This is a genomic window from uncultured Aquimonas sp. (genome assembly GCF_937888285.1).
In the GTDB taxonomy this organism is placed as follows: domain Bacteria; phylum Pseudomonadota; class Gammaproteobacteria; order Xanthomonadales; family Xanthomonadaceae; genus Aquimonas.
Genome location: NZ_CALART010000083.1, coordinates 1 through 26,808 on the forward strand (window position 1 = coordinate 1; position 26,808 = coordinate 26,808).

A 26,808-nucleotide genomic window follows, 5' to 3' on the forward strand; every position below is an offset into this window, starting at 1 on the left:
CATGGCCAGCGTGCGCTTCATCTGCGGCACCCAGGACCTGCACAAGCAGCTGGAGGCGAAGATCGCCGAGTTCTTCGGCAAGGACGACGCCATCCTCTACGCCGCCTGCTTCGACGCCAACGGCGGCCTGTTCGAGCCCCTGCTGGGCGAGCAGGACGCGATCATCTCGGACGCGCTCAACCACGCCTCGATCATCGACGGCGTGCGCCTGTGCAAGGCCAAGCGCTACCGCTACGCCAACTGCGACATGGCGGATCTGGAGAAGCAGCTGCAGCAGGCGCGGGCCGATGGCGTGCGCGACATCCTGATCACCACCGACGGCGTGTTCTCGATGGACGGCTTCATCGCCCCGCTGGATCAGATCACCGCGCTCGCCGCGAAGTACGGCGCGTTCGTGCATATCGACGAGTGCCACGCCACCGGGTTCCTGGGCGAGACCGGCCGCGGCTCGGCCGAAGTGAAGGGTGTGCTGGAGAAGATCGACATCATCACCGGCACGCTGGGCAAGGCCCTCGGCGGCGCGCTCGGCGGCTTCACCTGCGGCTCGCGCGAGGTCATCGAGATGCTGCGCCAGCGCTCGCGGCCCTACCTGTTCTCGAACGCGCTGCCGCCCTCGGTGGTGGCCTCGGGCCTCGCGGTGTTCGAGCGCATCGTCGCCGCCACCGAACTGCGCGCGCGCCTGCGCGACAACACCGCGCGCTTCCGCGAGAAGCTGGCCGCCGCCGGTTTCGATCTCAAGCCCGGCGAGCACCCGATCGTGCCGGTGATGCTCTACGACGCCCCGCTGGCGCAGCGCTTCGCCGCCGAGCTGCTGGAGGAAGGCGTGTACGCGATCGGCTTCTTCTTCCCGGTGGTGCCCAAGGGCCAAGCGCGCATCCGCACCCAGATGAGTGCGGCGCACACGCCCGAGCAGATCGAGCGCGCGGCGGAGGCCTTCATCGCGGTCGGCAAACGACTGGGCGTGATTCCGGCCTGATTCCGACCGGGTCCCCCGCCCGATTCCCGCGCAGGGTGCGAGCCCGCCACGGACTGAAAAGGACACCATGCGCCCGGTGCTGAAGCGGCTGTTCCTGCTGGCGCTGAGCCACGATGCGCTGGCGGAGCGACTGCCCGACCAGCGCTGGCGCACGCGCTGTCTGCACTGCCGCGCGCGGCTGGAGTTCAAGCCCGACGGCGAGCCCCTGGGCGCGGGCTCGCTGGAGCACGTGGTGCCGCAGGCCTGGTTCGGCAAGCGCGCAGCGCACGCCCTGTGCGCGCGCGTCGACCATGAGCCGAACGATGCGCGCAATCTGGCGCTGGCCTGCGCGACCTGCAATCAGTCGAAGGGCAAGGGGCCGGATGCGCGCGGGCCGCAGGATGCGCGGGCGCTGGAGGTGACCGCACAGGCCCTGGAGCGCCGCCTGGCGCGCTGGCGCGCAGCGGACAATCCAGACACACCAGACGAGGCATAGGGTGGGCCCTGGCCCACCATAAGCGCGAACACACCGGCCACTTCCATCGACCCGAGGCCCGAGCCGACCGAAGCCGTGGCCACGCGCATCGCATAGCGACAACAGGCACCGAGGCAAGGGTCCAGCTCCGGTGGGCCAGGGCCCACCCTATGAGCCCGGCGCGCTGCATGGAGCGCGTGGTGGGGAGCCACAGCACCCGGGATCTTGCGAATCCCGAATCCCGAATCCCGAATCCCCAATCCCAGCTCTCAGCGATCATCGCGGGTGTACACCACCCCGCCTTCCAGCCGCACGGGAAACACCGCGATCGGCTCATACGCCGGCGCGCACAGGGCCTCGCCGGTGCGCAGGTCGAAGCGGGCGCCGTGGCGCGGGCATTCGACCACGCAGCCGTGCACCGGCCCACCCGCCAATTCGGCGCCGTCGTGGGTGCAGACGTCCTCCACCGCGAACCAACCCTCGGCGGTCCGGTAGACCGCGATCGCGGTGTCGCCATCCCATACCACCTGGAACTCGCCCTCGGCCATCTGTGCTTCTCCGCAGACCGCGATCCAACCCTGCATCGACTGTTCTCCCATCACTGATACCCCGCCAAAAAGAACGGCCGGCGCATCGCTGCGCCGGCCGTGCAAGTGTCGCATTCGATGTCGACTGCCGCGCCCCGGAGGGCCCGGCAGACAGGCTCATCAGAAGCGGTAGCGCAGGGTGACCTGGGCGGCCCACTGCGACTCGCCGCGGGCCTGACGGGTCACGAAGTCCTCGACCGTGTTGTTCAGGCTGTAGATGTAGCGGCCCTGCGAGTCGATGCCGTTGAAGTTGACGAAGCTGCGGGCCTGCGCACCGCCGCCCTGGAAGCCGATCTCGTCGACGCGGCCCCAATCCTTGTTGATCAGGTTGCCGACGTTGAGGATGTCCAGCGCGATCTCGGCCTTGTGACCCTGCATGAAGCCCGGCAGCTGCTGGGTGATGCGGATATCGAAGCTGTTGGTCCAGGGCGAGAACTCGCTGTTGCGATCGACCACGGAGCCGGCGAAGCGGTCCAGACCGTTGTCGCGGACGACCTGCCAGAAGCGGGCTTCCTCGGCCGCGCCGCCGCGGAACACGACGTCGTTGCCGCCCGGACCGGTCGGGATGTACATCAGGTCATTGCCGCCGACGCCGTCACCGTTCATGTCGTTGTTGAAGGTCCAGCTGTAGGGCTTGCCCTTGCGGCCTTCGTAGAACAGACCGAAGTCGGTGGCGTTGTCGCTGAACAGGAAGGCGCGATAGCCCAGGGTGGCGACGAAGCGGTCACGCACGACATAGGGCGAGCGGGAAGCGATTTCCTCGTTCGGGTTGAAGATCGAGCGGCCGTTGAAGTTGGAGTTGGCCACCGACGAGGTCAGCGGGCTGACTTCGGTCGCATCCGAGTAGTTGTAGGCCACCGACCACGACCACGGATCGTCCTGGCGGGCGCGCGACAGCGACAGGGTCAGGTTCTGGCCCGAGCCCTTGTTGGTGTTCTCGGCCACCAGCACGTTGTTGAACGAGGCGTTGTTCTGCGCCCGGGCGCGCACGCCGCAGGTGCCGCCGGTGGTGAAGTTGGCGCCGTTCCAGCAGTTCACGTTGTAGCCGCCGGGGGTCCAGAACAGTGCGCGGCCGTCCGGGCCGAGACGGGTCGCGTCACCCAGGTTCAGGTGCCTGTAGTAGATGCCGTGCTCGGTCTGGGTCAGCAGCAGCTCGGCGCTGAACACCGCACCCCAGAACGGAGTCTCGTGGTCGAACGCGAAGCTGGCCTTCCACACTGCCGGCATGCGCAGATCCTTCGACAGGAAGTCGACGTTGGCGGCCGGCACGGATCCTGCGAAGCTCGAGATCTGCGCATTCGGATCCGCGCGGAAGATGCTGTCGGTGCCGCATCCGGCGAAGCCGGAGATGCCGCAGCCAACGACCTGGGTCGCCAGACCGGTGTTCGAGTAGGGGTTGGACAGCCACACGTTGGCGGCCGAGCCCTCGAACAGGCCGATGCCAGCGCGGAACTGGGTCGCACGCTCGGTATCGAAGGTGTAGTTCACGCCCAGACGCGGCTGGAACAGACGCTTGCCGTCCAGGGTCACGCTGTTGTCCAGTCCGAAGCCGCCGGTGGCGCGGCCGTTGACCAGAGCGCCCGGGGCAGCGGCAGCTGCGGCGTTGAACAGGGGGCTGTCCGGCATCTGGGTCTCGTCGACGCGGAAGCCGAAGACCAGGGTCAGGTTGTAGTTGACCGCCCAGGTGTCCTGCAGGAAGAAGCCGGTGTTGCCCAGCTCCCACTGCGCCACACCGTCATCGAGAACACGGCCCGGACGCGGCACCTGCACCTGGTAGGACAGCGGGATGCCCGCTTCCAGGCTCTGGCCACACTCGCTGGCCAGGACGCAGGCGAATGTGTAGTTGCCGCGGGTGTCCTGCAGGAAGGCGTTGTAGATGTCGTTGCGGTTCCAGTCGAAGCCGGCCTTGACCTCATGGTCGCCGATGAACCAGTTGCCGGCGAAGAACACCTCGTCGGTGTCAGTGCCCAGCACGTTGAAGTGGCGCGAACGCTCGGTACCGAAGTTCAGGAAGCGGTTGCCGCCCTGCACGCCAGCCGGCGGAGTGCCACCGGTGAAGCGCACGCCCACGGCGGGCAGGAAACTGTTGTTCAGCGGCTCACTGAAGTACTCGCGGCGGCTGACGCGCAGCTCGGTCGAGAAGCTGTCGGTCCAGTCGCCGTACCACTGGGCAACCACACCTTCGATGGTCTTGTCCTGGGTGTACCAGTGCGAGCTGTAGGACAGCGAGGTGGTGCCGGAGCCCGGGAAGATCGGGTTCGACTCCTCGGTCTTGGTGTAGCGCAGGCTGGCGCGGTGGCTGTCGTTGATGTTCCAGTCGAACTTGACCAGCACGTCCTCGACCGACAGCTCGGCCTGGCTGGGCGCATCGACGGTGCCGATGTCGACGCCGTAGCGGCTCTGCATCACGTTGCGCACGCTGGCGATCTGCTCCGGCGTGATGAAGACCTGGCTGCCCTGGCCGCCGAGCGGGACGAACTGCGAGCCCACGCGGGTCGACTTGTAGTCTTCGTAGTTGACGAAGAAGAACAGGCGATCCTTGAGGATCGGGCCGCCCAGCGTGAAGCCGACGGTCTCGTCCTCGGATTCCGGCGGCGCGAAGAAGCTGTCGTCGGCACGGTTGTAGCGGTCGCCGGCCAGGTTGTCGTCGCGCCACACGTAGTAGACGCTGCCGCTGAACTCGTTGGTGCCCGACTTGGTGACGGCGTTGATGTTGGCGCCGGTGTAGCCCTTCTGGGTGACGTCGACGTTGGAGATGTTGACCTGCACCGCGTCGATCGCGTCGATCGAGATCGGCTGCTTCTGGGTCGGCAGATTGTTGGCTTCGAGGCCGAAGGTGTCGGAGATGCTCAGGCCGTCGATGGTGATGCTGTTGAAGCGGCTGTTCTGGCCGGCGACGGAGATCTCACCGCGCTCCTTGTCGCTCTGCGAGACGCGCGGGTCGAGGCGGGCGTAGTCCTGCAGGTTGCGCTGGATCGAGGCGAAGCTGTCGAGCTGGTCGCGGCTGATCTGGGTGCTGGTGCCCATGCGCTCCGGCGAGAACACCGAGCCGGCCGAGCCGACCACGGTCACGACGTCGAGCTGGGCCGCTTCGGCGGCCAGGTCGACGTTGACCGCGGTCACTTCGTTCAGCTGCAGGAACACGTTCTCGGTGGTCTCGGGCTCGAAGCCCGGACGCAGCACGGTGACGGTGTAGGGGCCGCCGACGCGCAGGCCGCGGGCGGTGTAACGGCCCTCGGCATCGGTGGTCGAACGCACGGTGGTGCCGGACGGGGTGTGGACGATCACGACCTCGGCGCCGGCCAGGGCTTCACCCTGCTCGGAGGTCACGCGGCCGGCCATCTGTGCCGAAGTGGTCTGCGCGAACACCGGGGTGGAGGTCGCAAGCACCAGCGCCAGGGCGCCGGCAAGTCGGGTGACCCGCATCTGCTTGTTCATCGTGCTGAGTTCCTGCGTTTGGAAGGGGGGAGCTTGCGTGACCGGCTTCACGTTGCTGCGGCGGACTGCGCGTGGAGCCGATCGATGTCGCCCGCTGGGACGACGCGAGGCCGCCCGGAGGCAGCCTCGAAAACCACTGATTTGGAAAGGATTTGCGTGCTTGCGGCACGGCCCGCGAGAAAAGAGCGGGGCCGCCGTGCGACACGCATTAACTCAAGTTTAACCGGACTATATGACAGTTTTGTAGCGCGGTCGCCCAGTGGTCATGTCGGGCCACTGACGCGCCGCCGGCATGCAAGATCCATTCACCGCGGGCGGACGCCGAGGTAACGCTGCCGCTTGGCCGGCTTGAGACAGCCCAGGTCGACCCGGATCAGGCCGTCGACGCAGTGGCCGAAGTCGGGGTCCAGGCCGAAGTCGAGGAAGCGCACGCCCTCGGGCTCGCACAGCTCGACGTACTGGCGGTACAGCACCGGCAGGCTGGCGCCGAGAGCGTCGAGTTCCTCGCGCAGTCGGACCAGGCCCTGCTTCAGATCGAGCCCCTGCAGCGCGGCGTCGATGCGCGCCGCCAATGCGGGCTCGATCCGGTGCGGATTGCGCGCCCGCGCCAGCGCCTCGCGATCGCCCAGAAAATGCCGGTGCACCTGCACCGTCCAGTCACGCGCCCGCTCCGGCAGGCGCGCCGACAGGCTGACCGGGCCGATCAGGTAGCGCAGTTCGGGATGGCGGGCGAGATAGGCGCCAATGCCCTGCCACAGATAGTCGAGCGAGCGGCCGCCCCAGTAGCGCGGCTGCACGAAGCTGCGTCCGAGCTCGACCGACGCCTGCAGGAAGGATCGAGCTTCCGGCGCGTAGTCGAACAGGCTGGCCGAGTACAGGCCTTCGAGGTTCCCCGAGCCCAGCAGGCGCGCGACCTCGACCAGCCGGTAGGCGCCGACGATCTCCAGCTGCGCCTCGTCCCACAGCACGATATGGCGATAGTGCGCATCGAAGCGGTCGAGATCACGGCGCAGGCCAGTGCCCTCACCGACCCGGCGGAAGGACAGCTCGCGCAGGCGGCCGATCTCCTGCAGGGCCGGACTGTCGGCTGCGGCATCGAGCAGGAGGATCTGGCGGCCATCGGTGGTGGCGCCCAGCGCTTCCGCATGGCGCAGCGCAGCCCGCACCTCGCGCGCCGGCAGCGGATGCGCGATCGCGCTGGAGGTGGCGAACACCGGCGGCTTGCGGCGCCCCACCCGGTACACGTGCATGCGCATGCGCTGGGCGATCTGCCGCGGCGTAAGCGCGGGCGCCTGCAGCGCCTCGGACTGCACAGGCGCACCGACGGTCAGGGTGATGCGCTGGCTGCGCGCCAGGAAAATCTCACGCGGCAGCAGCAGGGTGGACAGCGGCTTTGACAGCATGGACAGGCCGTAGAAAGCGGCCGAGTTCTGCGCCTCGATATGCACCGGCAGCACCGGCGCACCCGCACGGGCGGCGAAGCGCAGGAAGCCATCGGTCCAGCGGCCGTCGCGCACGCCCTGCGGCCGGATGCGGCTGACCTCGCCGGCAGGGAACACGATCAGCGCCTGCTCGCTGTCCAGCGCGCGATAGGCCTCGCGCAGGCTGGCGCGGCCATGGCCACCGAACACGTCCAGCGGCAGCAGCAGCTCGCGCAGCGGCTGCAGCTGGGTCAGGACCTCGTTGGCGAGGATGCGTACGTCGCGGCGCACCCGTCCGACCAGATGCAGCAGGCAGAGGGCATCCAGCGCGCCGAGCGGATGGTTGGCAACGATCACCACCGCGCCTTCGCTGGGGATGTTGTCGATGTCGGTGGGCGCCACCCGATAGCTGAACTGCAGGCGCTCCAGCGCACGCTCCACAAAGGGCAGGCCGAAGCTGCCCTGCAGCGCGTCCAGCGTGGCATTGACCTGGGCCTCGCAGGTCACCCTTCGCAGCAGCTCCACCACCGGCCGCGACAGGGTGCGGCCCGCGCCCTGCGCGAGTCTGGGGAAGGCCTGGTAGAAGCTGCGCTCGACGCTGATCATGGCGGCGGACTCTCGCGAGGGTGTCCGCATGCTCACCGCTGCGCTTTGCGCGGCGATGACAGGCCGCTGTGTTCCGCCTTACTCGCGACCCGTGACGATGCGCAGGATCGCCGGCACGTCGCTTTCGAGTACACCGCGACGGGCGCGCGCCAGGTGCAGCTGGTCCACGAAGCCCCCGGCATCGGGCGGCAGCGCGCCCACCAGCTGGCTGTCGTCGCCGCGCAGCAGCAGCGCGCCCTCGCCGGCCGCGCTGTACAGATCGATGCGGCTGCGCTGGTCGCCGCGCACGTGCACCACCAGCGATGGCGGCTGCGGATCGGGGCGCAGGAAACGGCCCTGGTCACCGCGATGGCAAGCCTCGTCAGCGACCAGCTGCCGCAGCGAGGGCAGCAGGTCGGTCTGCTGGAAGGACTCGCGGATCTCGCCCGCAGGCAGGCCGCTGGCGCCGGCCACCAGCATCGGCACCCGCGCCAGCGCGCGCTCGCCGTAGCGCTCGCGCTCTTCGGGGCGCAGCGGGGTCATGCTGCGGTGGTCGCCGAGCACGATCAGCACGCCTTCGCGCAGGAAGCCGCTGGCCTCCAGCGCGCGGTAGAACTCGCCGAAGGCGCGGTCGGCGCGGCGGAAGGCGGCCTCTTCGCTGAGCGCCCCGCTGTCGCGGTCGAGGAAGGGCGGGTGCGCCTCCACGTTCAGCAGGAAGCTGATCCAGGGCCGGGCCGGCGCATCCGGCAGCCACTGCAGCACGCGCCGATACAGCGCAGCGTCGTCGGCCGCATTGAACGGCCCACGCGGCATGCCGGCATAGAACGGATGCTCCGCGCCTTCCCAGTAGTCGAACTCCAGCGCCTTGAACCAGCTCGGCTTGTCGAGGAAGCCGAGGTCGCCGGTGGTGAAGAAGCCGCTCCAGTAGCCGTGCTCCCGCAGGGCACGCGGCAGCGCAGTGGCCGGGTCCTCGAAACCGGCGAAGGCCTTGAGGCTGGCGTAGCGGCCGGGCTGCGGCAGCGGGTAGTCACCCGCGATCAGCGCGATCAAACCGTGGTCGGTGGTGAAGCCGTTGGCGTGGAAGGCGCTGAACCAGGTGTTGGCGCGGGCGACGGCGTCGAACTCCGGCACCCAGCTGTCGCTGTCGGCTGCGGCCTCACGGCCGAGCCCGCTGTGGTAGGTCGACAGCGACTCCCAGATCAGCACCAGCACGTTCGGGCGTCGCGCTTGCCCGGCTTCGCAGTGCAGCGCCGGGGCCTGGACGCGCTGTTCGAGCGCCTGCACGAAGGCCGGGCTGTAGGTCTGGGACACGCCCTGCTCGCGATGCAGCTGCCACAGGTTCATGAAGGAATCGCCGTTGACGTGGGCCGGCGCCGTGCCGCCCAGCGCCGCGCCCAGGCCCAGCATCAGCACGCCGCCAGCGCCCAGGGCCGCGGCCCGCCGCGGATGCCGCGGCTGCGGCCACAGGCTCAGCGCCAGTACGCCCAGGCCGAGCAGGGCCAATCCCGGCAGCAGCACCGGCTGCTGCTGCAGGATGGCGCGGACAAAGCGTTCGGTGGCGTCCCACTCGGCGCCGAACTTGAAGACATCCAGCAGATACAGGCGCGTGTTGAGCACGCTGATGATCGAGAAGTCGGCCAGCATCAACAGCAGCAGCACGACCGCCAGCAGCATGCCCAGCCCGCGCAGCAGGCCGCGCGGCAGCCACAGGCCGAGCGCCACGCTGCCAAGGCCGAGGGCCAGCAGCCAGGCATCGTGGCCGAAGGCGGCGCGGCCCATGCAGCCGCCGCAATTGGCATTCGGCCCGAACACCGCCTCGACCTTCAGCGCGCGCAGCACGGCGACCAGCACCAGCGCCGCTGCCAGCAGGTAGGGCGCCGACCGGTGCAGGGCTTTCAGCAGGCGGCCGAGCGATGAAGCGGTGGATGAGGGCACGTCGGACTCGAAACCGGAAATCGAAGGCGCGCCATGATGCGTGAAGCCGCCGTCGCCTGCAGCGATGCGGATCATGGCCGTGCGGGCTGGCTACACTTCGGCGATGCGCCGAAGCCTGCCCCTGCTGATCGCCATCGCCCTGGCCCTGCCCGCCGGTGCGCAGACCGTCTACAAGCTGGTCCGGCCCGACGGCACGGTGCACTACACCGATCGCCGGCCGGCGGACATCGATGGCGTCGAAACGATCCAGGTGCGCGCCGAGGTGCAGCAGATCGCCCGCCTGCGCGTCGAGTCCGACCGCGAGCTGCGCCACGCCGTGGTCGGCAACGTCCTGCACGGGCCGCTGGAAATCCGCCTGCTCGCCGCCGAGGCCAGCAACCTGCAGAGCGAGCCCGCCCTGCCCCTGCGCACCGTGCTGGCGGGCGAGGGCGAACAGCGGGTGGCGGTGTTCGGGCCGCTGGACCCGGCCCAGGGCTGGGGCTTCTCGCTGCAGCTGCAGGCCATGCCCGGCGACCCGCGCGCCGTGCACCAGGACGTCGACTACGCCCTGCCCTTCGACAGCGGCGGCTGGCGGATCGACCAGGGCTGGGGCGGCCGCTTCAGCCATACCTCGCCCGAGTCCCGGCATGCGGTCGACTTCAGCGCCCCCGAGGGCACGCCGGTGCTGGCGGCGCGCGAGGGCGTGGTGATGCAGATCGCCGACGACTTCCGCGGCGCCGGTCTCGATCTGGAGAAGTACGGCGCGCGCGCCAACTTTGTCCGCGTGCTGCACTCAGACGGCAGCATGGGCCTGTATGCGCACCTCGCCCCGGAGTCGGCGCGGGTGCGGCCGGGCGCGCGGGTGCGCGCTGGCCAGGTGATCGGCGCAGTCGGCAGCACCGGCTATTCCACCGGCCCGCACCTGCACTTCGTGGTGCAGGTGAACCGCGGGCTGAAGCTGGAATCGGTGCCCTTCCGCATGCAGGGGCCGAGCGGCGCGTTGCGCATTCCGGGCGCGCCCTGACCCGGTAGCACGGGAGCCGCGCGGGCGGGTCTCGGGCGCTGCGGTAGAATCCGCGCCCCTTTGCTGCCCTGAGCGTCGCTGCACGGCGACCGCCTGCCCATGATCACCGAAGCCGCGAAAGAGGCGATGCGTCGCCGCACCTTCGCCATCATTTCCCATCCCGACGCCGGCAAGACCACGCTGACCGAGAAGCTGCTGCTGTTCGGCGGCGCGATCCAGATGGCCGGCTCGGTCAAGGGCCGCAAGGCCGCGCGCCATGCGACCTCCGACTGGATGGCACTGGAAAAGGAGCGCGGCATCTCGGTGACCAGCTCGGTGATGCAGTTCCCCTACGAGGGCCGCATCGTCAACCTGCTGGACACGCCCGGCCACGCCGACTTCGGCGAGGACACCTATCGCGTGCTCACCGCGGTCGACTCGGCGCTGATGGTGATCGACGTCGCCAAGGGCGTGGAGGAACGCACGATCAAGCTGATGGAGGTCTGCCGCCTGCGCGACACGCCGATCATGAGCTTCATCAACAAGCTCGACCGCGAGGGCAAGGACCCGATCGAGCTGCTGGATGAAATCGAACAGGTGCTGGGCATCGCCTGCGCCCCGATCACCTGGCCCATCGGCATGGGCAAGCGCCTCAAGGGCGTGGTGCATCTCGTCACCGGCGAGGTCCATGTGTTCGAGTCGGGCCGCAATTTCACCCGCCAGGACTCGACCATCTTCCCGAGTCTCGATGACCCCGGCCTCGCCAAGCTGGTCGGCGCCGAACTGCTGGACGAGGCTCGCGAGCAGCTGGAGCTGGTGCAGGGCGCGGCCCAGCCTTTCAGCCTCGATGACTACCTGGCCGGCAAGCAGACCCCGGTGTTCTTCGGTTCGGCGGTGAACAACTTCGGCGTGCAGCTACTGCTGGACTTCTTCGTCGAGCACGCACCCTCGCCGCGCCCGCGTGCCACCAGCACCCGCGAGGTGGCGCCCGGCGAGGAGCCGCTGACCGGCTTCGTGTTCAAGATCCAGGCCAACATGGACCCGCAGCACCGCGACCGCGTGGCCTTCATGCGCATCTGCTCCGGCCACTTCACCGCCGGCATGAAGACCTTCCACGTGCGTACCGGCAAGGACATGAAGATCGCCAACGCGCTGACCTTCATGGCTTCCGACCGCGAGATCGCCGTCGAGGCCTGGCCGGGCGATGTGATCGGCATCCACAACCACGGCACCATCTCGATCGGCGACAGCTTCACCGAGGGCGAGCCGCTGTTCTTCACCGGCATTCCCAACTTCGCGCCCGAACTCTTCCGCCGCGCGCGCCTGCGCGACCCGCTCAAGCTGAAGCAGCTTCAGAAAGGCCTGGCCCAGCTCAGCGAAGAAGGCGCCACCCAGTTCTTCAAGCCGCTGATGAGCAACGACCTGATCTTGGGCGCGGTCGGCGTGCTGCAGTTCGACGTGGTGGCGTATCGCCTGAAGGACGAGTACAGCGTCGACGCCAGCTTCGAGCAGGTCGGCGTCGCCACCACCCGCTGGATCCGCTGCGACAACGCCAAGAAGCTCGAAGAGTTCCGCGAGCGCAACGCCAACAACCTGGCCATCGATGCAGCGGGTCACCTGGTCTATCTGGCACCTTCGCGGGTCAATCTACAGCTGACACAGGAGCGCTGGCCGGAGGTGCGCTTCGATGCGACGCGCGAGCACGCGCAGGCGGTCGGGGTGGATTGAGGCCGGGTTGCTGCGGCGGCGCGCGTGTTTGTTGGTGCGCCATAGGCGCACCCCACTCGATCGGGCTTGTCGGCTTCGATGCGGGCACTGCGTCTCTCGTGATTGTTGGTGCGCCACGGGCGCACCCTACGCGATCGGTCTTGTCGGCTTCGATGCGGGCACTGCGTCTCTCGTGTTTGTTGGTGCGCCACAGGCGCACCCTACGCGATCGGTCTTGTCGGCTTCGATGCGGGCACTGCGTCTCTCGTGTTTGTTGGTGCGCCACGGGCGCACCCTACGCGATCGGGCTTGTCGGCTTCGATGCGGGCACTGCGTCGCTCGTGATTGTTGGTGCGCCACAGGCGCACCCTACGCGATCGGGCTTGTAGGCTTCGATGGAGGCGCGGCGTCGTTCGCCGTCGTAGGGTGCGCCTGCGGCGCACCAACCCACTCGACTGACACTCGACTGCGGCGAGGCCCACCGCCTGACCACGCCTGCGTGGGTGTGCGCTCCATCCGAAGGCGATTTCCGACAAAGGTTCGGGTGGTTCTCCGACTCCGATTCGAGCCGTTTCTCGGACGCGGACCGTCCGGCACGCCGGCCATGCTTCGAGCATGTCCGAGTATCGACGCGTCTGGCTGCCGGGCGGCACCTTCTTCTTCACCGTGAACCTTCAGGATCGCAGCAGTGATCTGCTGATGGCGCACGTGGATGCACTGCGGGCGGCTTTCGCGCGCACCCGTCGCGATCGACCGTTCCAGCTGATCGCAGCGGTCGCATTGCCCGACCACCTGCATGTGCTCTGGACGCTTCCCGTCGGCGATGCGGACAACTCGACGCGCTGGCGGCAGATCAAATCGCTGTTCACGCGCGAGGTTGGAGCGCGGGGTCTTCCGCGCGAGAGCCAGTCCCACCGACGCGAGGCCGCGGTCTGGCAGCGACGCTACTGGGAGCGCGCGATCCGCGACGACAACGACCTGCGCGCGCACATCGACTACATCCATTACAACCCGGTACGTCACGGCTGGGTCGAACGCGCGCGTGATTGGCCGCATTCGAGCTTCCATCGCTATGTGCGCGACGGGGTGTTGAGCGTGGATTGGGGTACGAGCCTGCGGAGGTTCGCGCATTCTGCGGGGGAGCGAACTGCGGCCGTCGAAGCTGCGGGCGGATCGCAACCGCATGGTCAATCAAGATGAGCTCAGGGCGGTGCGCCACAGGCGCACCCTACGCGATCGGTCTCGTCGGCTTCGATGAGGGCACTGCGTCGCTCGTGGTTGTTGGTGCGCCTCAGGCGCACCCTACGCGATCGAGCTTGTGGGCTTCGATGGAGGCGCGGCGTCGTTCGCCGTCGTAGGGTGCGCCTGCGGCGCACCAACGACTGCGACTGACGAAGCCGCTCCAACAAGGCCCGCCACCTGCCCACGAATAGGCTGCGCCTGCGGCGCGCCTACGACTACGACTGACGCAGCCGCTTCAACGAAGCCCGCCACTCCACTACGCATGGGATTCGCCCGCAGCGCACCTGTTTCGCATCGAACCGCAGCATCAACCGCCCGGCCCCGGCCGCTTGGCCAGCTTCCGCTGCAGACTCCGCCTGTGCATGCCAAGCAGGCGGGCAGCGGCGGAGAGATTGCCTTCGGTTTCGTGCAGGGCCTGCTGGATGTGCTCCCACTCGATGCGCGCCAGCGGGGTCATCTGCTCCGGCGCCAGCGGAGCGCCCTCTCCTTCGTCCTCGCCGCGCAGTGCACGCAGGATGGCGTCGGCGCTGGACGGCTTGGGCAGGTAGTTGATTGCGCCGCGTTTGATGGCGTCGACCGCGGTAGCGACGCTGGCGTAGCCGGTCAGCAGCAGGATGCGCAGTTCGGGCTGCAGCGCGCGCAGCGGTTCGATCAGGCTCAGGCTGCTCTCGCTGCCCAGCTTCAGATCGAGCACGGCGTAGTCGAAGTGCTGAGTCGTCGCGCGCTGCAGGGCCTGCGCTGCGTCCTGTACCCAGACGCAGCGCAGCCCGCGCTTCTCCAGCGCGCGCGACAGGCTGCGGCCGAACACCAGGTCGTCCTCGACCAGCAGAGCGCTCGGATCACCCATGCGTGGCAGCTGGCTCCGCGGCTGGAGAACTCAAAAGGGCCGCAAGCGGCAGCCGGACTTCGGCCACGCTGCCGCCCTGCGGATGCGCGCGCAGCCTCAGGCTGCCGCCGAAGTGGTCGACGGTCGCATGCGACAGCGCAAGGCCCAGCCCGAGGCCCTGCGGCTTGGTGGTCTCGAACAGGGTCTGCAGCCGACGCGCCGCGGCGGATTCAAGCCCCGGTCCGTGGTCACGCACCGCGAGTTGCAGCGTGTCGCCCTGCAGCGCGACGGCGACCTCGATGCGATCTTCGCCCGCCTCGACCGAGGCGTCGCCTGCATTGTTCAGTAACGCAAGCAGCAGATGCTCCAGCAGCGGCTCGGGGCGGATCGGTGCCGACACCGAATCCAGACCGATCGCCTGCAGGCGCAGCGCGGGCCGCAGCAGCCGCCAGCGCTCGATGACCTCGCCGAAGAACTCGCCCGCGGGCAGCGACTGGGCATCAAGGCTCTGCGCCTGCGCGACCAATGACTGCACGCGGGTGCGGCACTCGCCAGCCAGCTGGCGCAGGGTGCGCAGGTCCTCCTGCGCCGAGGCATCGTCGGGCGCGAGTTCGAGATCGTCGAGGATCAGCTGCATGCTGCCGAGCGGCGTGTTCAGCGCATGCGCCAGCGCCGCGGCATGCGCGCCCAGCGCGAGGATGCCCTCGTTGCGCGCGGCCCGTTCGCGCAGGCGCGACAGCTCGCGCTCGCGTTCCCCCAGCATGTTGCCGAGATAGCGCAGCGCCACCGCGAACAGCAGGGCGCTCAGCAGGAAGTTGATCGCCATGCCCCACAGGTGCAGGTCGAGCTGCAGTGCGCGGGCGCCGTGCATATGCGGCCAGCCGGGCGCGAACAGAGCGAGCAGCAGATACGCCGCGCAGGCCGACAACCCCACCGCCAGCACCCAGCGCAGAGGCAGGGCGACCGCGACCAGGGCGATCGGCACCAGGTACAGGGACACGAAAGGATTGGCCGTGCCGGCACTCCAGTACAGCTGCCAGGTCAGCAGGCCGAGATCAACCGCGAGGTGCAGAGCAAGCTCGAGCGGCGAGCGCGCCAGTCCGCGGTTGCAGCGCCACTGCGCCCAGCTGTTGAACAGGATCAGCACCGCCACGCCGGCCCACAGCGGCGGCGGGGCGAAGGGCATGTCCATGCCGCTGATCGCCACCACGATCGCGAGCGGCTGGCCGGCCACCGCCAGCCAGCGCAGATCCGTGAGCAGACGCAGGAAACCAGGGAGGGAGCGATCGGCGAGCATGGGCGCGCAGTATGCCGCTGGCGGCCTCAGTTCAGACCGGCGAGTTGCAGGGCAATGCCCAGCGCGGCGCAGACCCCGAGCACAGCGAACACACCGCGCCTGGCGACGAACACCAGCAGGACCGCGATCGCGGCCAGCACCAGCGCCATCGGCTGCAGGCTGCCCATCACCGGCAGCAGCAGATCGACCGGGCCGGCCTCGACGCGGGCACGCTCGGCGAACAGGGTGTTCAACGCGAACCACAGGGCGAGGTTGGCGATCACGCCGACCACGGCGGCGGTGATCGCCGCCAGCGCGGCGCCGAGCCGCGGCCGCCCGCGCAGGCGCTCGATGTAGGGCGCGCCGGCGAAGATCCAGACGAAGCAGGGCAGGAAGGTCACCCAGGTGGTGAGCAGGGCGCCCAGCGTGGCGGCCAACAGCGGCGCGATGCCCGTCGCCTCGCGGAACGCCGCAAGAAAACCGACGAACTGGGTGACCAGGATCAGCGGGCCGGGCGTGGTTTCGGCAAGCCCCAGACCGTCCACCATCTCGCCCGGGTGCAGCCAGCCATAGACCTCGACACCCTGCTGCGCCACATAGGCCAGCACCGCATAGGCACCGCCGAAGCTCACCACCGCCATCTGCGAGAAGAACAGCGCGATGCGGCTGAACACGTGCTCGCCGCCCAGCGCCCACAGCAGGCCGCCGACCGTCAGCACCCAGAGCAGTGCGCACAGCGCGGCCGCGCGCAGGGTGCCGGGGTGCTGCACGTCGCGCAGGGCGTGCGCATCACCGCCATGGCCCACCGGCCGCCAGTGCGCGGCGCTGAGCAGGCCCAGCGCCGCGGCTCCCAGCACCACCAGCGGAAACGGCGCGTCGAACACGAACAGGGCGATGAAGGCGGCAATCGCCACCACCATCGGCAGGGCCGCGCGCAGGGTGCGCTGGGCCAAACGGATCAGGGCCTGCAGCACCAGGGCCAATACCGCCGCTTTCAGGCCGAAGAACAGACCTTCGACCAGCGCGACATCGCCGAGCAGCACGTAGACGAAGGACAGCGCGAGGATCGCCAGCGCGCCTGGAAGAATGAACAGCACACCCGCCAGCAGACCGCCGCGCACGCCGTGCAGCAGCCAGCCGACATAGGTCGCGAGCTGCTGCGCCTCGGGGCCGGGCAGCAACATGCAGTAGTTCAGCGCGTGCAGAAAGCGCGACTCGTCGATCCAGCGCTTCTCCTCGACCAGCAGGCGGTGCATCAGGGCGATCTGCCCCGCCGGCCCACCGAAGCTCAGCAGGCCGATGCGCCACCAGACGGCCAGGGCGTCGCGGAAAGGTACGGATGCAGGAGCAGTGGGCTCCGCTCGCTTCTGTGAATGCTCTGGCGACCCATGGCGTGGCAGGTGCATGCCGTCACTCCTCTCCGGTTGCGCGGCGCAGTGCCTGAACTTCGCGGGCGTCCAGCGCGCGAACCGCGCCCTTGGCCAGACCGCCCAGCAGCAGGGGGCCGATCGCCACGCGCATCAGCCGCAGAACGGGGAGTCTGCCTACCGCAAGCAGTCGACGGATATGCCGATTCCGACCCTCATCCAACACAATTTCCAGCCATGCCGTGCGCTCGCTCTGGCGCAGCAGCGCGATCGAAACGGCGCCGAGACGCTCGTCGCCATCGACCACGCCTCCACGCAGCCGCGCCAGCAACTCCTCCTCCGGCTGGCCCTCGACCTGCACCCGGTAGGTCTTGTGCAGTGGCGTACGCGGCTCCGTCAGCGCGGCGTTGAAGGCAGGGTCATTGCTCAGCACCAGCAGGCCCTCGCTGGCCTGGTCGAGGCGACCGGCCGGCGCCACCCATGGCAGGTCCAGGCCATCCAGGCAGCGGTAGACGGTGTCGCGGCCACGCTCGTCGCGCGCCGTGGTGACCAGGCCGCGCGGCTTGTTCAGGGCCAGATAGACGCGTTCGGCAGCCTGCGCCTGCCCGCCGTCGACGACGATGCGCGGCTCGTCCAGCGCGGTCGGCGACTCCGGATCGGTGACCACACGCCCGCGCACGGTGACACGCCCGGCGCGCACCCAGCGTTCGGCTTCGGATCTGGAGCACAGGCCGCGCTTGGACAGCACGCGGGCCAGGCCGTAGCGGGGAGTACGAGGGGTTTGAACAGACATCGCGAAGTGGCAGAGCGTTTGCATCCAAGCTGGGCGTCGGACGCGTAAAACCACGGGTCAGGGCCTGCAAGTGTGCCCCAGCCAGATGCAATCGCGTCGCGATTCACCGCGAAATCACCGCCCACCCCCACAATCGCGCCCATGCCTGAACTGCCCACGCCCGACCCGGCACACCCGCCGCGCGCCCTGCCCTCCCCGATTGCCGCCGTGCTGCGCTGGTTCGACAGCAGCGTGCAGCCGGCCGACGCAGGCGATCCCGACCGCATCGACTGGCTCCGCGTGGTGCCCTTCATTGGCCTGCACCTCGCCTGCCTCGGCGTGATCTGGGTCGGTGTGTCCTGGTTCGCGGTGGCCGTCGCGGCCGCGCTGTATGCGCTGCGCATGTTCGCGATCACCGGCTTCTACCACCGCTACTTCTCGCACAAGGCCTTCAAGACCTCACGGCCGATGCAGTTCGTGTTCGCCGTGATCGGCGCGATGAGCGTGCAGCGCGGTCCGCTGTGGTGGGCCGCCCACCATCGCCACCACCATCGCCATTCCGACCTGCCGGGCGACCTGCATTCGCCGGTGCAGCACGGCTTCTTCCGCTCGCACATGGGCTGGTTCCTGACCCGGCGGGCTTTCGGCACCGACACCGCCGCGATCGGCGACCTCGCCAAGTACCCGGAGCTGCGCCTGATCGACCGCTTCGACGTGCTGATTCCCATCGCGCTGGCGACCGCGCTGTTTCTGCTCGGCGGCTGGCTGGAGACGGCCGCGCCGGGACTTGGGACCAGCGGTCCGCAGCTGCTGATCTGGGGCTTCTTCGTGTCGACGGTGGTGCTGTTCCACGCCACCGTGACCATCAACTCGCTGGCCCATCAGATCGGCAGCCGCCGTTTCGAGACCCGCGACAACAGCCGCAACAACTGGTGGCTGGCCCTGCTGACCTTCGGCGAGGGCTGGCACAACAACCACCATCATTTCCCCGGTTCAGCGCGCCAGGGCTTCCGCTGGTGGGAAATCGACCTGACCTATTACGGCCTGAAGCTGATGACCTGGCTGGGCCTGGTCTGGGACCTGAAGCCCGTGCCCGCGGGCTTGAAGCGCGGCGGCAGGGACTGACATGCGCATCGCAGTGGTGGGATCCGGCATCGCCGGCATGGCGACAGCCTGGCAGCTCGCGCGCGAGCATTCGGTCGTACTGTTCGAGGCGGATTCGCGCCTGGGCGGCCACACGCACACGCACACGGTCGAACGCGAGGGCCGCAGCTTCCAGGTCGACTCGGGCTTCATCGTCCACAACCCCGAGAACTACCCGCTGCTCACCGCGATGTTCCGCGAGTTGGGCGTCGAGACCCAGCCGACCACGATGAGCTTCTCGGTGCACAGCGAGCGCACCGGACTCGAATACAACGCCGGCACCTTGAACGGGCTGTTCTGCCAGCGTCGCAACCTGCTGCGCCCGCGCTTCTACCGCATGGTCGCCGACATCCTGCGCTTCTATCGCGAGTCACCGGCCCTGCTGCAGGGCGACGCGCAGGGCCCGGCGCTGGGCGACTACCTGCGCGAGCACCGCTACTCGCCGATGTTCATCGACGAGCATCTGATCCCGATGGCCTCGGCGCTGTGGAGCTCGCCGTCCGACCGCGTGCTGCAGTTCCCGGCGCGCTACCTCGTCCAGTTCATGGCCAACCACCACATGCTGAGCGCCGACGCACGGCCGACCTGGCGGGTGGTCAAGGGCGGCTCCAGCGCCTACATCCGCGCGCTCGAAAGTCGCTGGCGGGTCGAAGCGCGACTGTCGTCGGCGGTGCAGTCGGTGCGTCGGGTCGAGGGCGGCGTCGAGATCACCACGCCGCACTATGCCGAGACCTTCGACCGGGCCGTGCTCGCCTGCCACAGCGATCAGGCGCTGAAGCTGCTGGATCAGCCCAGCGAGCGCGAGCGCGAGGTGCTGGGCGCGATCCGCTACCAGCCCAACGAGACGGTGCTGCACACCGATGCGCGCCTCTTGCCGAAGAACCCGCGCGCATGGGCGGCGTGGAACGCGCACATCCCGGCCTCGCCCAGCGCCGACTGCACGGTCAGCTACTGCATGAACCTGCTGCAGGGCCTGACATCGCGCGAGCCCTTCGTGGTCACGCTGAACCGCACGGCCGCCATCGACCCGGGCAAGGTCATCGCGCGCATGCGCTACGCCCACCCTGAATACACCCACGCCAGCGTCGCGGCTCAAGCGCGGCGCGACGAGATCAACGGCGTCGACCGGATCTGGTATGCCGGCGCTTACTGGGGCTGGGGCTTCCATGAGGACGGCATCCGCTCGGCGATCGACGTGGTGCGTGCGCTGGGCGTGCGCTGGCCGCAATGAAGCCGGACGCCGACCCGCGACCGCTGGCCAGCGCGGTCTACGTCGGCCAGGTGCAGCACCGCCGACATGCACCGCACCCGCATGCCTTCCGCTATCCGCTGTTCATGCTCTACCTCGACCTCGATGAGCTCGACCGGGTATTCGCCGGACGCTGGCTGTGGTCGGTCGGCCGCCGCAATGTGGCCGCCTTCCATCGCGAGGACTACCTTGGTGATCCCTCGGTGCCGCTGGACGAGGCCGTGCGCCGCCGCTATGCCGAAGTCACCGGACGCCGCCCCGAAGGCCCGATCCGCCTGCTGACCCATCTGCGCTACTTCGGCTACAGCTTCAACCCGGTCAGCTTTTACTACTGCTTCAAGGCCGATGGCGAGACGCTGGACGGCATCGTCGCCGAGATCACCAACACGCCCTGGAAAGAGCGGCACAGCTATGTGCTGCCGATCGATGGCGCCGAAGCCGACGCCGACGCCCGCGGCGACGGCGACGGCGACGGCGAGACCACCCTGCCTGCAGGCCGCTGGCGCTGGCGCTTCGACAAGCGCTTCCACGTCTCGCCCTTCATGCCCATGGAACGCGACTACGACTGGCGCTTCAACGCGCCGGACGCGCGCCTGTTCGTGCACATGAACATCGAACGCGCCGACGGCCGTGACTTTGACGCCACCCTCACCCTGCAAAGGCGCCCACTGTCTGCGCGCGTGCTCGCCGGCTGCCTGCTGCGGCATCCCTGGATGACCGCCAAGGTGGTCTTCGCCATCCACTGGCAGGCACTGCGGCTGTGGCTCAAGCGCAATCCGGTCTACGACCACCCTCGCAAAACACATTCGTGATGACGCGCAGTCGACGCAGCGGCGTGCAAGCTGCCCTCCACCTTTGCAGCACCCGCCGAGCACACGCATGAATTCCCGCACCGAAGCCAGCCCCCTGTACTCAGGCGAACCCTTGGGCAGTCAGCTCGAAGCCCTGCCCATGGCGGCACTGAAGGGTCTGGACCGGCGCCTGCGCGCCCAGCTGCTCGGTCGACTGGCAGGACTGCGCGAGTGCGAGCTGGTGGTCGAGGATGCTGAAGGCCAGGTCAAGCTCGGTCGTTCGGTCGAAGGCCGCGAGACCCTGCGCTGCCGTATCCGCATCTTCGACCCGGCCTTCTATCGCATGGTCGCGGCGCAGGGCTCGGTCGGCGCCGGTGAGTCCTACATGGACGGCCACTGGCAGTGCAGCGATCTGGTCACGCTCGTGCGCATCCTGGTCATCAACCGCGGCCTGCTGGACGCGATGGAGGGCGGCCTGGCGCGTCTCGGCGGCTGGGCGATGAAGGCCTGGCACGCCCTGCAGCGCAATACGCGCGCGGACAGCCGCCGCAACATCGCGGCGCACTACGACCTGGGCAACGACCTGTTCAAGCTGTTCCTCTGCGACAACCTGATGTACAGCGCGGCGGTGTTCGACGACCCCGCCGAAGCGCTGGAGGTGGCCTCCACCCGCAAGCTCGACCGCATCTGCCAGAAGCTCGACTTGAAGCCCGGCGAGCGCGTGGTCGAGATCGGGACTGGCTGGGGCGGCTTCGCAATCCACGCGGCCCGCCACTACGGCGTGCATGTCACCACCACCACGCTGTCCAAGGAGCAGCGCGAGCTGGCGCTGGCGCGGATCGAAGAAGCCGGCCTCTCGGACCGCATCAGCGTGCTGCTGTCCGACTACCGCGACCTCAACGGTACCTACGACAAGCTGGTCTCGATCGAGATGATCGAGGCCATCGGCCACCAGTACCTCGACACCTACTTCGCCAAAGTCCGCAGCCTGCTCAAGGACGATGGCATGGCCCTGATCCAGGCCATCACCATCGAGGACCACCGCTACGAGGTCGCGCTGAAGGCCGTCGACTTCATCAAGCGCTTCATCTTCCCGGGCAGCTTCATCCCCTCGATCCACGCCATGCAGGGCGCGATCGCGCGCTCGACCGATCTCAAGCTCTACAACCTCGAGGACATCGGCCCGAGCTATGCGCTGACCCTGCGCCACTGGCGACAGCGCTTCCTCGCCCGGCTCGATGAAGTGCGCGCCCTGGGCTACCCGGAGCGCTTCATCCGCATGTGGGAGTTCTATCTCTGCTACTGCGAGGGCGGCTTCATCGAGCGCTCGATCGGCGACGTCCAGCTGCTGCTGACCGCGCCGCGCTGCCAGCGCGCCGAGTACCTGCCTGATCTGCAAGGCGCCCGCGCGCCGCAGCTGCACGCATGAAGCTGCTGGCCAACATCGTCTGCTTCCAGCTGGTCTGGATGATCACGGTGGGCGGCGCAGCCCAGGGCCTGTGGTGGACCGGCCCGCTGGCGGTACTGGCTTTCGCCGCCTGGCAGGTGCCGCTGTCGCCGGCCCCGCGTGCAGACCTCAAGCTCATGGTGATCGCCGCAGTCGCCGGCTTCGCCATCGACAGTGCGCTGGTGCTGTCAGGCTTGCTCAGCTTCCGCACGCCGGTGCCCTGGGACTTCGCCGCGCCGATCTGGATCGTCGCCCTGTGGGTGGCGTTTGCGCTGACCCTGAACCACTCGATGGATTCGCTGAAGCGGCGGCCGGTGCTGGCCGTGCTTCTGGGCCTTCTGGGCGGTCCGCTGGCCTACTGGGTGGCGGCGCACGTGTGGAACGCAGTCGACCTCAACGGCAGCGCCCTGCTCGGGCTCGCCGTGATCGGCCTGGTCTGGGCCCTGATCACGCCCATGCTGCTGGCTTTGGCCGAGCGCCTCAAACACGCGCCGCGAGCCGCCTGAGATGGCTTCACTGGACCCGCAAACCCTGCTGATCGCCACCGCCGGCCTCGCCGTGCTCGGCATGACCGGCGTATGGCTGCTGCAGATCCGTACCCGCAATGCCGGCTACGTCGACGTCGCCTGGGCCGCCCTGCTCGCGATCGCCGCCCTGCTCTACGGCAGCTTCGGGCCGGGCGCGGGCCTGCCGCGACTGTTGATCGCCATGCTGGGCGGCATCTGGGGCGTGCGGTTGGCCCTGCATCTGCTCTCGCGGGTGCTGCACGAAGCCGAGGACGGCCGCTATGCGGCCCTGCGCGAGCACTGGCAGGGACACCAGGGCAAGTTCTTCGGCTTCTTCATGGCCCAGGCCCTGCTGGTGCTGCTGTTCTCGCTGCCCTTCCTGGCCGTCGCCACCAACCCGCACACCGGCTTCAGCCTCAGCATGCTGCTCGGCGTGCTGGTCTGGGCCGGCAGTCTTGCAGGCGAGAGCCTGGCCGACATGCAGCTGGCGAAGTTCCGCAGCTGCCCCGGCAACCGTGGCAAGACCTGCCGCCTCGGCCTGTGGAACTGGTCGCGACACCCGAACTATTTCTTCGAGTGGCTGCACTGGTTCGCCTACGTGCCGCTGGCCTGGGGCTCGCCGCTGTGGTGGCTGAGCCTGATCGGCCCGATCGCGATGCTGGTCTCGCTACTGTGGGTGACGGGCATTCCCTACACCGAGCAGCAGGCCCTGCGCTCACGCGGCGAGGATTACCGCCGCTACCAGCAGGAAGTCAGCATGTTCTTCCCCTGGCCGCCGCGCCGCCCGCACGACTGACGCCCTTTCCTTCTTCTTCCCGAGAGCCGACGCCCGATGAGCCTGATCGACCTGTGCGAACGCGGGCTGGTGCCCGATGCCCTGACCCGACTCGGCATCCGTCGCCTGTGTGCGCAGCGCCTGCGCGAGGAGCACGATGGCGACGCCGTGGCCGCTTGGGCACGCTTCCGCGAACTGCTGGACGGCCTGCGCCAAAGCCCCTTGGCGATCGAGACCGAGGCCGCCAACCGCCAGCATTACGAGGTGCCGGCGCGCTTCTTCGAGCTCAGCCTGGGCAAGCGCCTGAAGTACAGCAGCTGCTACTACCCGACCGGCCGCGAAACACTCGACCAGGCCGAAGAGGCGATGCTGGCGCTGTATGGCGAGCGCGCTGAACTCGCTGACGGCATGCGCATCCTCGAACTCGGCTGCGGCTGGGGCTCACTCACCCTGTGGATGGCCGAACGCTTTCCGAACGCGCGAATTCTTGGCGTCTCGAACTCGGCCAGCCAGCGCGAGCACATCCTCGGCCAGTGCGCGAAGCGCGGCTTGAACAACGTCGAGATCCTGACCCGCGACGTCAACGTGCTCGACCTCGGCGAGCGCCGCTTCGACCGCGTGGTCTCGGTCGAGATGTTCGAACACGTGCGCAATTACCGCGTGCTCTTCGAGCGCATCAGCGGCTGGCTGGACCCCGGCGGCAAGCTGTTCTGCCACATCTTCTGCCACCGCGAGCTGATGTACCCCTTCGAGACCGAGGGCGAAGACAACTGGATGGGCCGCTACTTCTTCACCGGCGGCCTGATGCCGGCGGCCGATACGTTTCTGCACTTCCAGGAGCACCTGCGGCTGGAGGAGCAGTGGCGCCTGTCGGGCACCCACTACGAGCGCACCAGCAACCACTGGCTGGAGAACCAGGACCGCCACGCCGACGAGATCCTGCGCCTGTTCGAGGACGTCTACGGCAAGGCCGAGGCGAAGGTCTGGGCGCAGCGCTGGCGCATGTTCTGGATGGCCTGCGCCGAGCTGTTCGGCTACGCCGGCGGCAACGAGTGGCTGGTGGCGCACTACCGGTTCCAGAAGCGCTGAGGCGCGCCGCGGCGGTGAGCTTGAGCCCGGCACGCGCTGGGGTTCGTGACGTGGAGTGAGGCGGTGTCGAGCTCATGGTGGGCCAGGGCCCACCCTATGCGGCGCAAGGTATGGGAACGCGTTGAGCCCTGACGAAGCGGGCGTTGGTCATTCGATCACGCTTCGCGGACTCATAGGGTGGGCCCTGGCCCACCATGGCATCCGGGGCTCGCCATGCCCCGAAGCCCGTGCCACGCGGAATGAGCCTCCCGGTTTCGCACCACGCCTGCGGTTCGGGATTCCGGGTCAACCCGCAGACCTGCGATTTACGCCAACCCCACCGCAGCCCGTACCCTGTACGGATGCCTGCCATCGTCCTTGCCACGCTCAACGCCCGTTACGCCCACGCCTCGATGGGCCTGCGCTGCCTGCGCGCCAACCTCGGCGAACTGCGCGATGACTCCGTTATCCGCGAGTTCGTGATCGGACAGAAGACCGAGGAAATCGTCGAGAAGCTGCTGGCCGAGTCGCCGCGCATTCTCGGCCTCGGCGTCTACATCTGGAACGTCGAAGAAACCACGCGTGTGGTCGCGCAGCTGCGTGTGGTCGCGCCTGAGGTGACCATCGTGCTGGGCGGCCCCGAGGTCAGCCACGAAACGGATCAACAGCGCATCTGCGCGCTCGCCGACTACGTCATCACCGGCTGGGGCGATGTCAGCTTCGCCGAACTGGCGCGTGCCCTGCTCGCGGGCACACCGCCTGCCGCCAAGCTCATTCCCGGCGCGCAGCCACCGCTGGCCGAGCTGGCGCTGCCCTATGCCGAATACAGCGACGAGGATCTGCAGCGCCGGCACCTCTACGTCGAAGCCTCGCGCGGCTGCCCCTTCAAGTGCGAGTTCTGCCTGTCGGCGCTCGACAAGACCGCCTGGCCCTTCCCGCTGCCCGCCTTCCTCACCGAGTTGGAAAGCCTGCACACCCGCGGCGCGCGCCAGTTCAAGTTCGTCGACCGCACCTTCAACCTCAAGGTCGACACCTCGCTGGCGATCCTGCAGTTCTTCCTCGACAAGCTCGAAGCCACCCCCGAGGACCCGCTGTTCGTGCACTTCGAGCTGATCCCGGACCACCTGCCCGAGCGCCTGAAGGCGATGATCGCGCGCTTTCCGCCCGGCAGCCTGCAGTTCGAGATCGGCATCCAGAGCTTCAACCCCGAGGTGCAGGCGCGTGTGTCGCGCAAGCAGAACGACGCCGCCGCCGAGTCCAATCTGCGCTGGCTGCGCGAGCACAGCCGCGCGCATCTGCACGTCGATCTGATCGCCGGCCTGCCGGGCGAGGACATGGCCAGCTTCGCCGCCGGCTTCGACCGCCTGGTGGCGCTGGCGCCGCACGAGATCCAGTTCGGCATTTTGAAGCGCCTGCGCGGCGCGCCGATCGCGCGGCACACCGCCGAGTTCGACCTGCGCTTCAACCCCGACCCGCCCTACAACATCCTCTCCACACGCGAACTCGACTTCCCCACCCTGCAGCGCCTCTCGCGCTTTTCGCGCTACTGGGATCTGATCGCCAACGCCGGCCGCTTCCCGCGCACGCTGGGCCTGCTGCTGGGCGAGACACCCTTCGCCTGCTTTCTCGCCTTCAGCGACTGGCTGTACGCCCGCATCGGCCAGACCCACGCGATCGCCCACGAACGGCTTGTGCTGCTGCTGCGCGAGCACCTGCAGCTACGCGGCGACACCCCCACCGAAGCCATCGACCATGCCCTTGTCGACGACTACCGCGGCGCCGGCGGCCGCTCGCGCTTCGATTTCGAGCCTGCCGACAGCCCTGCACCGCTGCCACGGCAGCGCGATGCCCAGAAAGCGGGCGCCACGCCGAAGCGGCAGGCACGGCATCTGCGGGCGGGGGCCTGAGTCAGGGGCCGCGTCGGACGCGGGCATACGGCTCCCTGATGCCATGGATCGATCAGCACGCGGCAAGCAGAGCGCCCGGCCGCCGCTCCCATACAACGTCGCCCCCGCGAACGCGGGGGCCCAGCTCGAGTGCAGGCCCGCCGCTGGACAGCCCGGCCGGAATCAGCTTTGAAAGACTGGCCTCTGCTGTTTACGGATCCGGGACTTGCGCATGGCTCCTCGCTGCTGTCGGGAGCCATCCTCTCAACTTTCACCTGGCCCGAAAATCGCCGGGCAGGTCAGTTGCGGGTTTCGCTCACCAGGTGGCCGCGGGCGTCGTAGGCGTACTCGGTGAGGACGCCGCTGACGCTGTCG

21 protein-coding genes are annotated in these 26,808 nt (G+C 68.6%); 13 read left to right on the forward strand and 8 right to left on the reverse strand.

Features of this window, described 5'->3' with window-relative positions:
* Together kbl and Q0654_RS15495 are read left to right on the forward strand one after the other, a co-directional pair.
* Nucleotides 1-976, forward strand: a 976-nt coding sequence (gene kbl, locus Q0654_RS15490; protein WP_298855537.1) for a glycine C-acetyltransferase, incomplete at its 5' end; no start/stop codon positions are given.
* A 67-nt stretch (nucleotides 977-1,043) separates the two neighbouring features.
* Nucleotides 1,044-1,451 carry an HNH endonuclease gene (locus Q0654_RS15495; protein WP_298855538.1) on the forward strand — a complete coding sequence of 136 codons (408 nt, stop codon included), beginning with the start codon at nucleotides 1,044-1,046 and terminating at the stop codon, nucleotides 1,449-1,451.
* 248 nt (nucleotides 1,452-1,699) lie between these two features.
* Here Q0654_RS15495 and Q0654_RS15500 read toward each other — a convergent pair whose 3' ends face one another.
* The 4 genes from Q0654_RS15500 to Q0654_RS15515 form a co-directional block, all read right to left on the reverse strand.
* Nucleotides 1,700-2,014 carry a non-heme iron oxygenase ferredoxin subunit gene (locus Q0654_RS15500; protein WP_298855539.1) on the reverse strand — a complete coding sequence of 105 codons (315 nt, stop codon included), beginning with the start codon at nucleotides 2,012-2,014 and terminating at the stop codon, nucleotides 1,700-1,702.
* Nucleotides 2,015-2,137: 123 nt separating this feature from the next.
* The gene (locus Q0654_RS15505) at nucleotides 2,138-5,455 is read right to left on the reverse strand and encodes a TonB-dependent receptor (protein ID WP_298855540.1); all 3,318 of its coding nucleotides are present in this window, start codon (nucleotides 5,453-5,455) and stop codon (nucleotides 2,138-2,140) included.
* A 305-nt stretch (nucleotides 5,456-5,760) separates the two neighbouring features.
* The gene (locus tag Q0654_RS15510) at nucleotides 5,761-7,482 is read right to left on the reverse strand and encodes a GNAT family N-acyltransferase (RefSeq protein ID WP_298855543.1); all 1,722 of its coding nucleotides are present in this window, start codon (nucleotides 7,480-7,482) and stop codon (nucleotides 5,761-5,763) included.
* Nucleotides 7,483-7,560: 78 nt separating this feature from the next.
* Nucleotides 7,561-9,471, reverse strand: coding sequence for a sulfatase-like hydrolase/transferase (locus Q0654_RS15515; protein ID WP_298855544.1), 1,911 nt, complete (start codon nucleotides 9,469-9,471; stop codon nucleotides 7,561-7,563).
* A gap of 4 nt (nucleotides 9,472-9,475) precedes the next feature.
* Between Q0654_RS15515 and Q0654_RS15520 the strand changes: the two genes are divergently transcribed.
* From Q0654_RS15520 to Q0654_RS15530, 3 genes are all read left to right on the forward strand, one after another.
* The gene (locus Q0654_RS15520) at nucleotides 9,476-10,399 is read left to right on the forward strand and encodes a M23 family metallopeptidase (RefSeq protein ID WP_298855545.1); all 924 of its coding nucleotides are present in this window, start codon (nucleotides 9,476-9,478) and stop codon (nucleotides 10,397-10,399) included.
* 102 nt (nucleotides 10,400-10,501) lie between these two features.
* Nucleotides 10,502-12,106 carry a peptide chain release factor 3 gene (locus Q0654_RS15525; protein ID WP_298855568.1) on the forward strand — a complete coding sequence of 535 codons (1,605 nt, stop codon included), beginning with the start codon at nucleotides 10,502-10,504 and terminating at the stop codon, nucleotides 12,104-12,106.
* Nucleotides 12,107-12,700: 594 nt separating this feature from the next.
* Entirely contained in the window at nucleotides 12,701-13,285 is a 585-nt protein-coding gene (locus Q0654_RS15530; RefSeq protein ID WP_298855546.1) for a transposase, read from the forward strand.
* Between the two features lie 349 nt (nucleotides 13,286-13,634).
* Here the strand turns inward: Q0654_RS15530 and Q0654_RS15535 are convergent, their stop codons facing one another.
* From Q0654_RS15535 to Q0654_RS15550, 4 genes are read right to left on the reverse strand one after another with little or no spacing between them, the layout of a single operon-like run.
* Nucleotides 13,635-14,174 (reverse strand): response regulator transcription factor, encoded by a 540-nt coding sequence (locus Q0654_RS15535; RefSeq protein ID WP_298855547.1) that lies wholly within the window; start codon nucleotides 14,172-14,174, stop codon nucleotides 13,635-13,637.
* A complete protein-coding gene (locus Q0654_RS15540; RefSeq protein WP_298855549.1) occupies nucleotides 14,167-15,450 on the reverse strand; it encodes a HAMP domain-containing sensor histidine kinase in 1,284 nt (427 codons plus the stop codon). Before Q0654_RS15540 ends, Q0654_RS15535 begins: the two co-directional genes overlap by 8 nt.
* 26 nt (nucleotides 15,451-15,476) lie before the next feature.
* Nucleotides 15,477-16,835, reverse strand: a complete 1,359-nt coding sequence (chrA, locus tag Q0654_RS15545) for a chromate transporter (protein ID WP_298855551.1) — start codon at nucleotides 16,833-16,835, stop codon at nucleotides 15,477-15,479.
* Nucleotides 16,836-16,839: 4 nt separating this feature from the next.
* The gene (locus tag Q0654_RS15550; protein WP_298855553.1) at nucleotides 16,840-17,589 is read right to left on the reverse strand and encodes a pseudouridine synthase; all 750 of its coding nucleotides are present in this window, start codon (nucleotides 17,587-17,589) and stop codon (nucleotides 16,840-16,842) included.
* A gap of 141 nt (nucleotides 17,590-17,730) precedes the next feature.
* On the opposite strand from Q0654_RS15550, the gene Q0654_RS15555 reads away from it, so the two are divergent.
* From Q0654_RS15555 to Q0654_RS15590, 8 genes are all read left to right on the forward strand, one after another.
* Nucleotides 17,731-18,693 (forward strand): acyl-CoA desaturase, encoded by a 963-nt coding sequence (locus tag Q0654_RS15555; RefSeq protein ID WP_298855555.1) that lies wholly within the window; start codon nucleotides 17,731-17,733, stop codon nucleotides 18,691-18,693.
* A 1-nt stretch (nucleotide 18,694) separates the two neighbouring features.
* On the forward strand, nucleotides 18,695-19,942 hold the full coding sequence (locus tag Q0654_RS15560) for an FAD-dependent oxidoreductase (RefSeq protein ID WP_298855557.1): 1,248 nt from the start codon (nucleotides 18,695-18,697) through the stop codon (nucleotides 19,940-19,942).
* Nucleotides 19,939-20,772, forward strand: coding sequence for a DUF1365 domain-containing protein (locus Q0654_RS15565; RefSeq protein WP_298855559.1), 834 nt, complete (start codon nucleotides 19,939-19,941; stop codon nucleotides 20,770-20,772). Before Q0654_RS15560 ends, Q0654_RS15565 begins: the two co-directional genes overlap by 4 nt.
* 139 nt (nucleotides 20,773-20,911) lie before the next feature.
* Entirely contained in the window at nucleotides 20,912-22,180 is a 1,269-nt protein-coding gene (locus Q0654_RS15570; RefSeq protein WP_298855569.1) for a cyclopropane-fatty-acyl-phospholipid synthase family protein, read from the forward strand.
* Nucleotides 22,177-22,704, forward strand: coding sequence for a DUF2878 domain-containing protein (locus tag Q0654_RS15575; protein ID WP_298855561.1), 528 nt, complete (start codon nucleotides 22,177-22,179; stop codon nucleotides 22,702-22,704). Before Q0654_RS15570 ends, Q0654_RS15575 begins: the two co-directional genes overlap by 4 nt.
* A 1-nt stretch (nucleotide 22,705) precedes the next feature.
* Nucleotides 22,706-23,500: a DUF1295 domain-containing protein gene (locus Q0654_RS15580; RefSeq protein ID WP_298855563.1), complete on the forward strand. Its 795-nt coding sequence runs from the start codon at nucleotides 22,706-22,708 to the stop codon at nucleotides 23,498-23,500.
* A gap of 36 nt (nucleotides 23,501-23,536) precedes the next feature.
* A complete protein-coding gene (locus tag Q0654_RS15585; protein WP_298855565.1) occupies nucleotides 23,537-24,568 on the forward strand; it encodes a cyclopropane-fatty-acyl-phospholipid synthase family protein in 1,032 nt (343 codons plus the stop codon).
* Between the two features lie 341 nt (nucleotides 24,569-24,909).
* A complete protein-coding gene (locus tag Q0654_RS15590) occupies nucleotides 24,910-26,454 on the forward strand; it encodes a DUF4080 domain-containing protein (RefSeq protein ID WP_298855567.1) in 1,545 nt (514 codons plus the stop codon).
* Nucleotides 26,455-26,808: the final 354 nt, after the last annotated feature.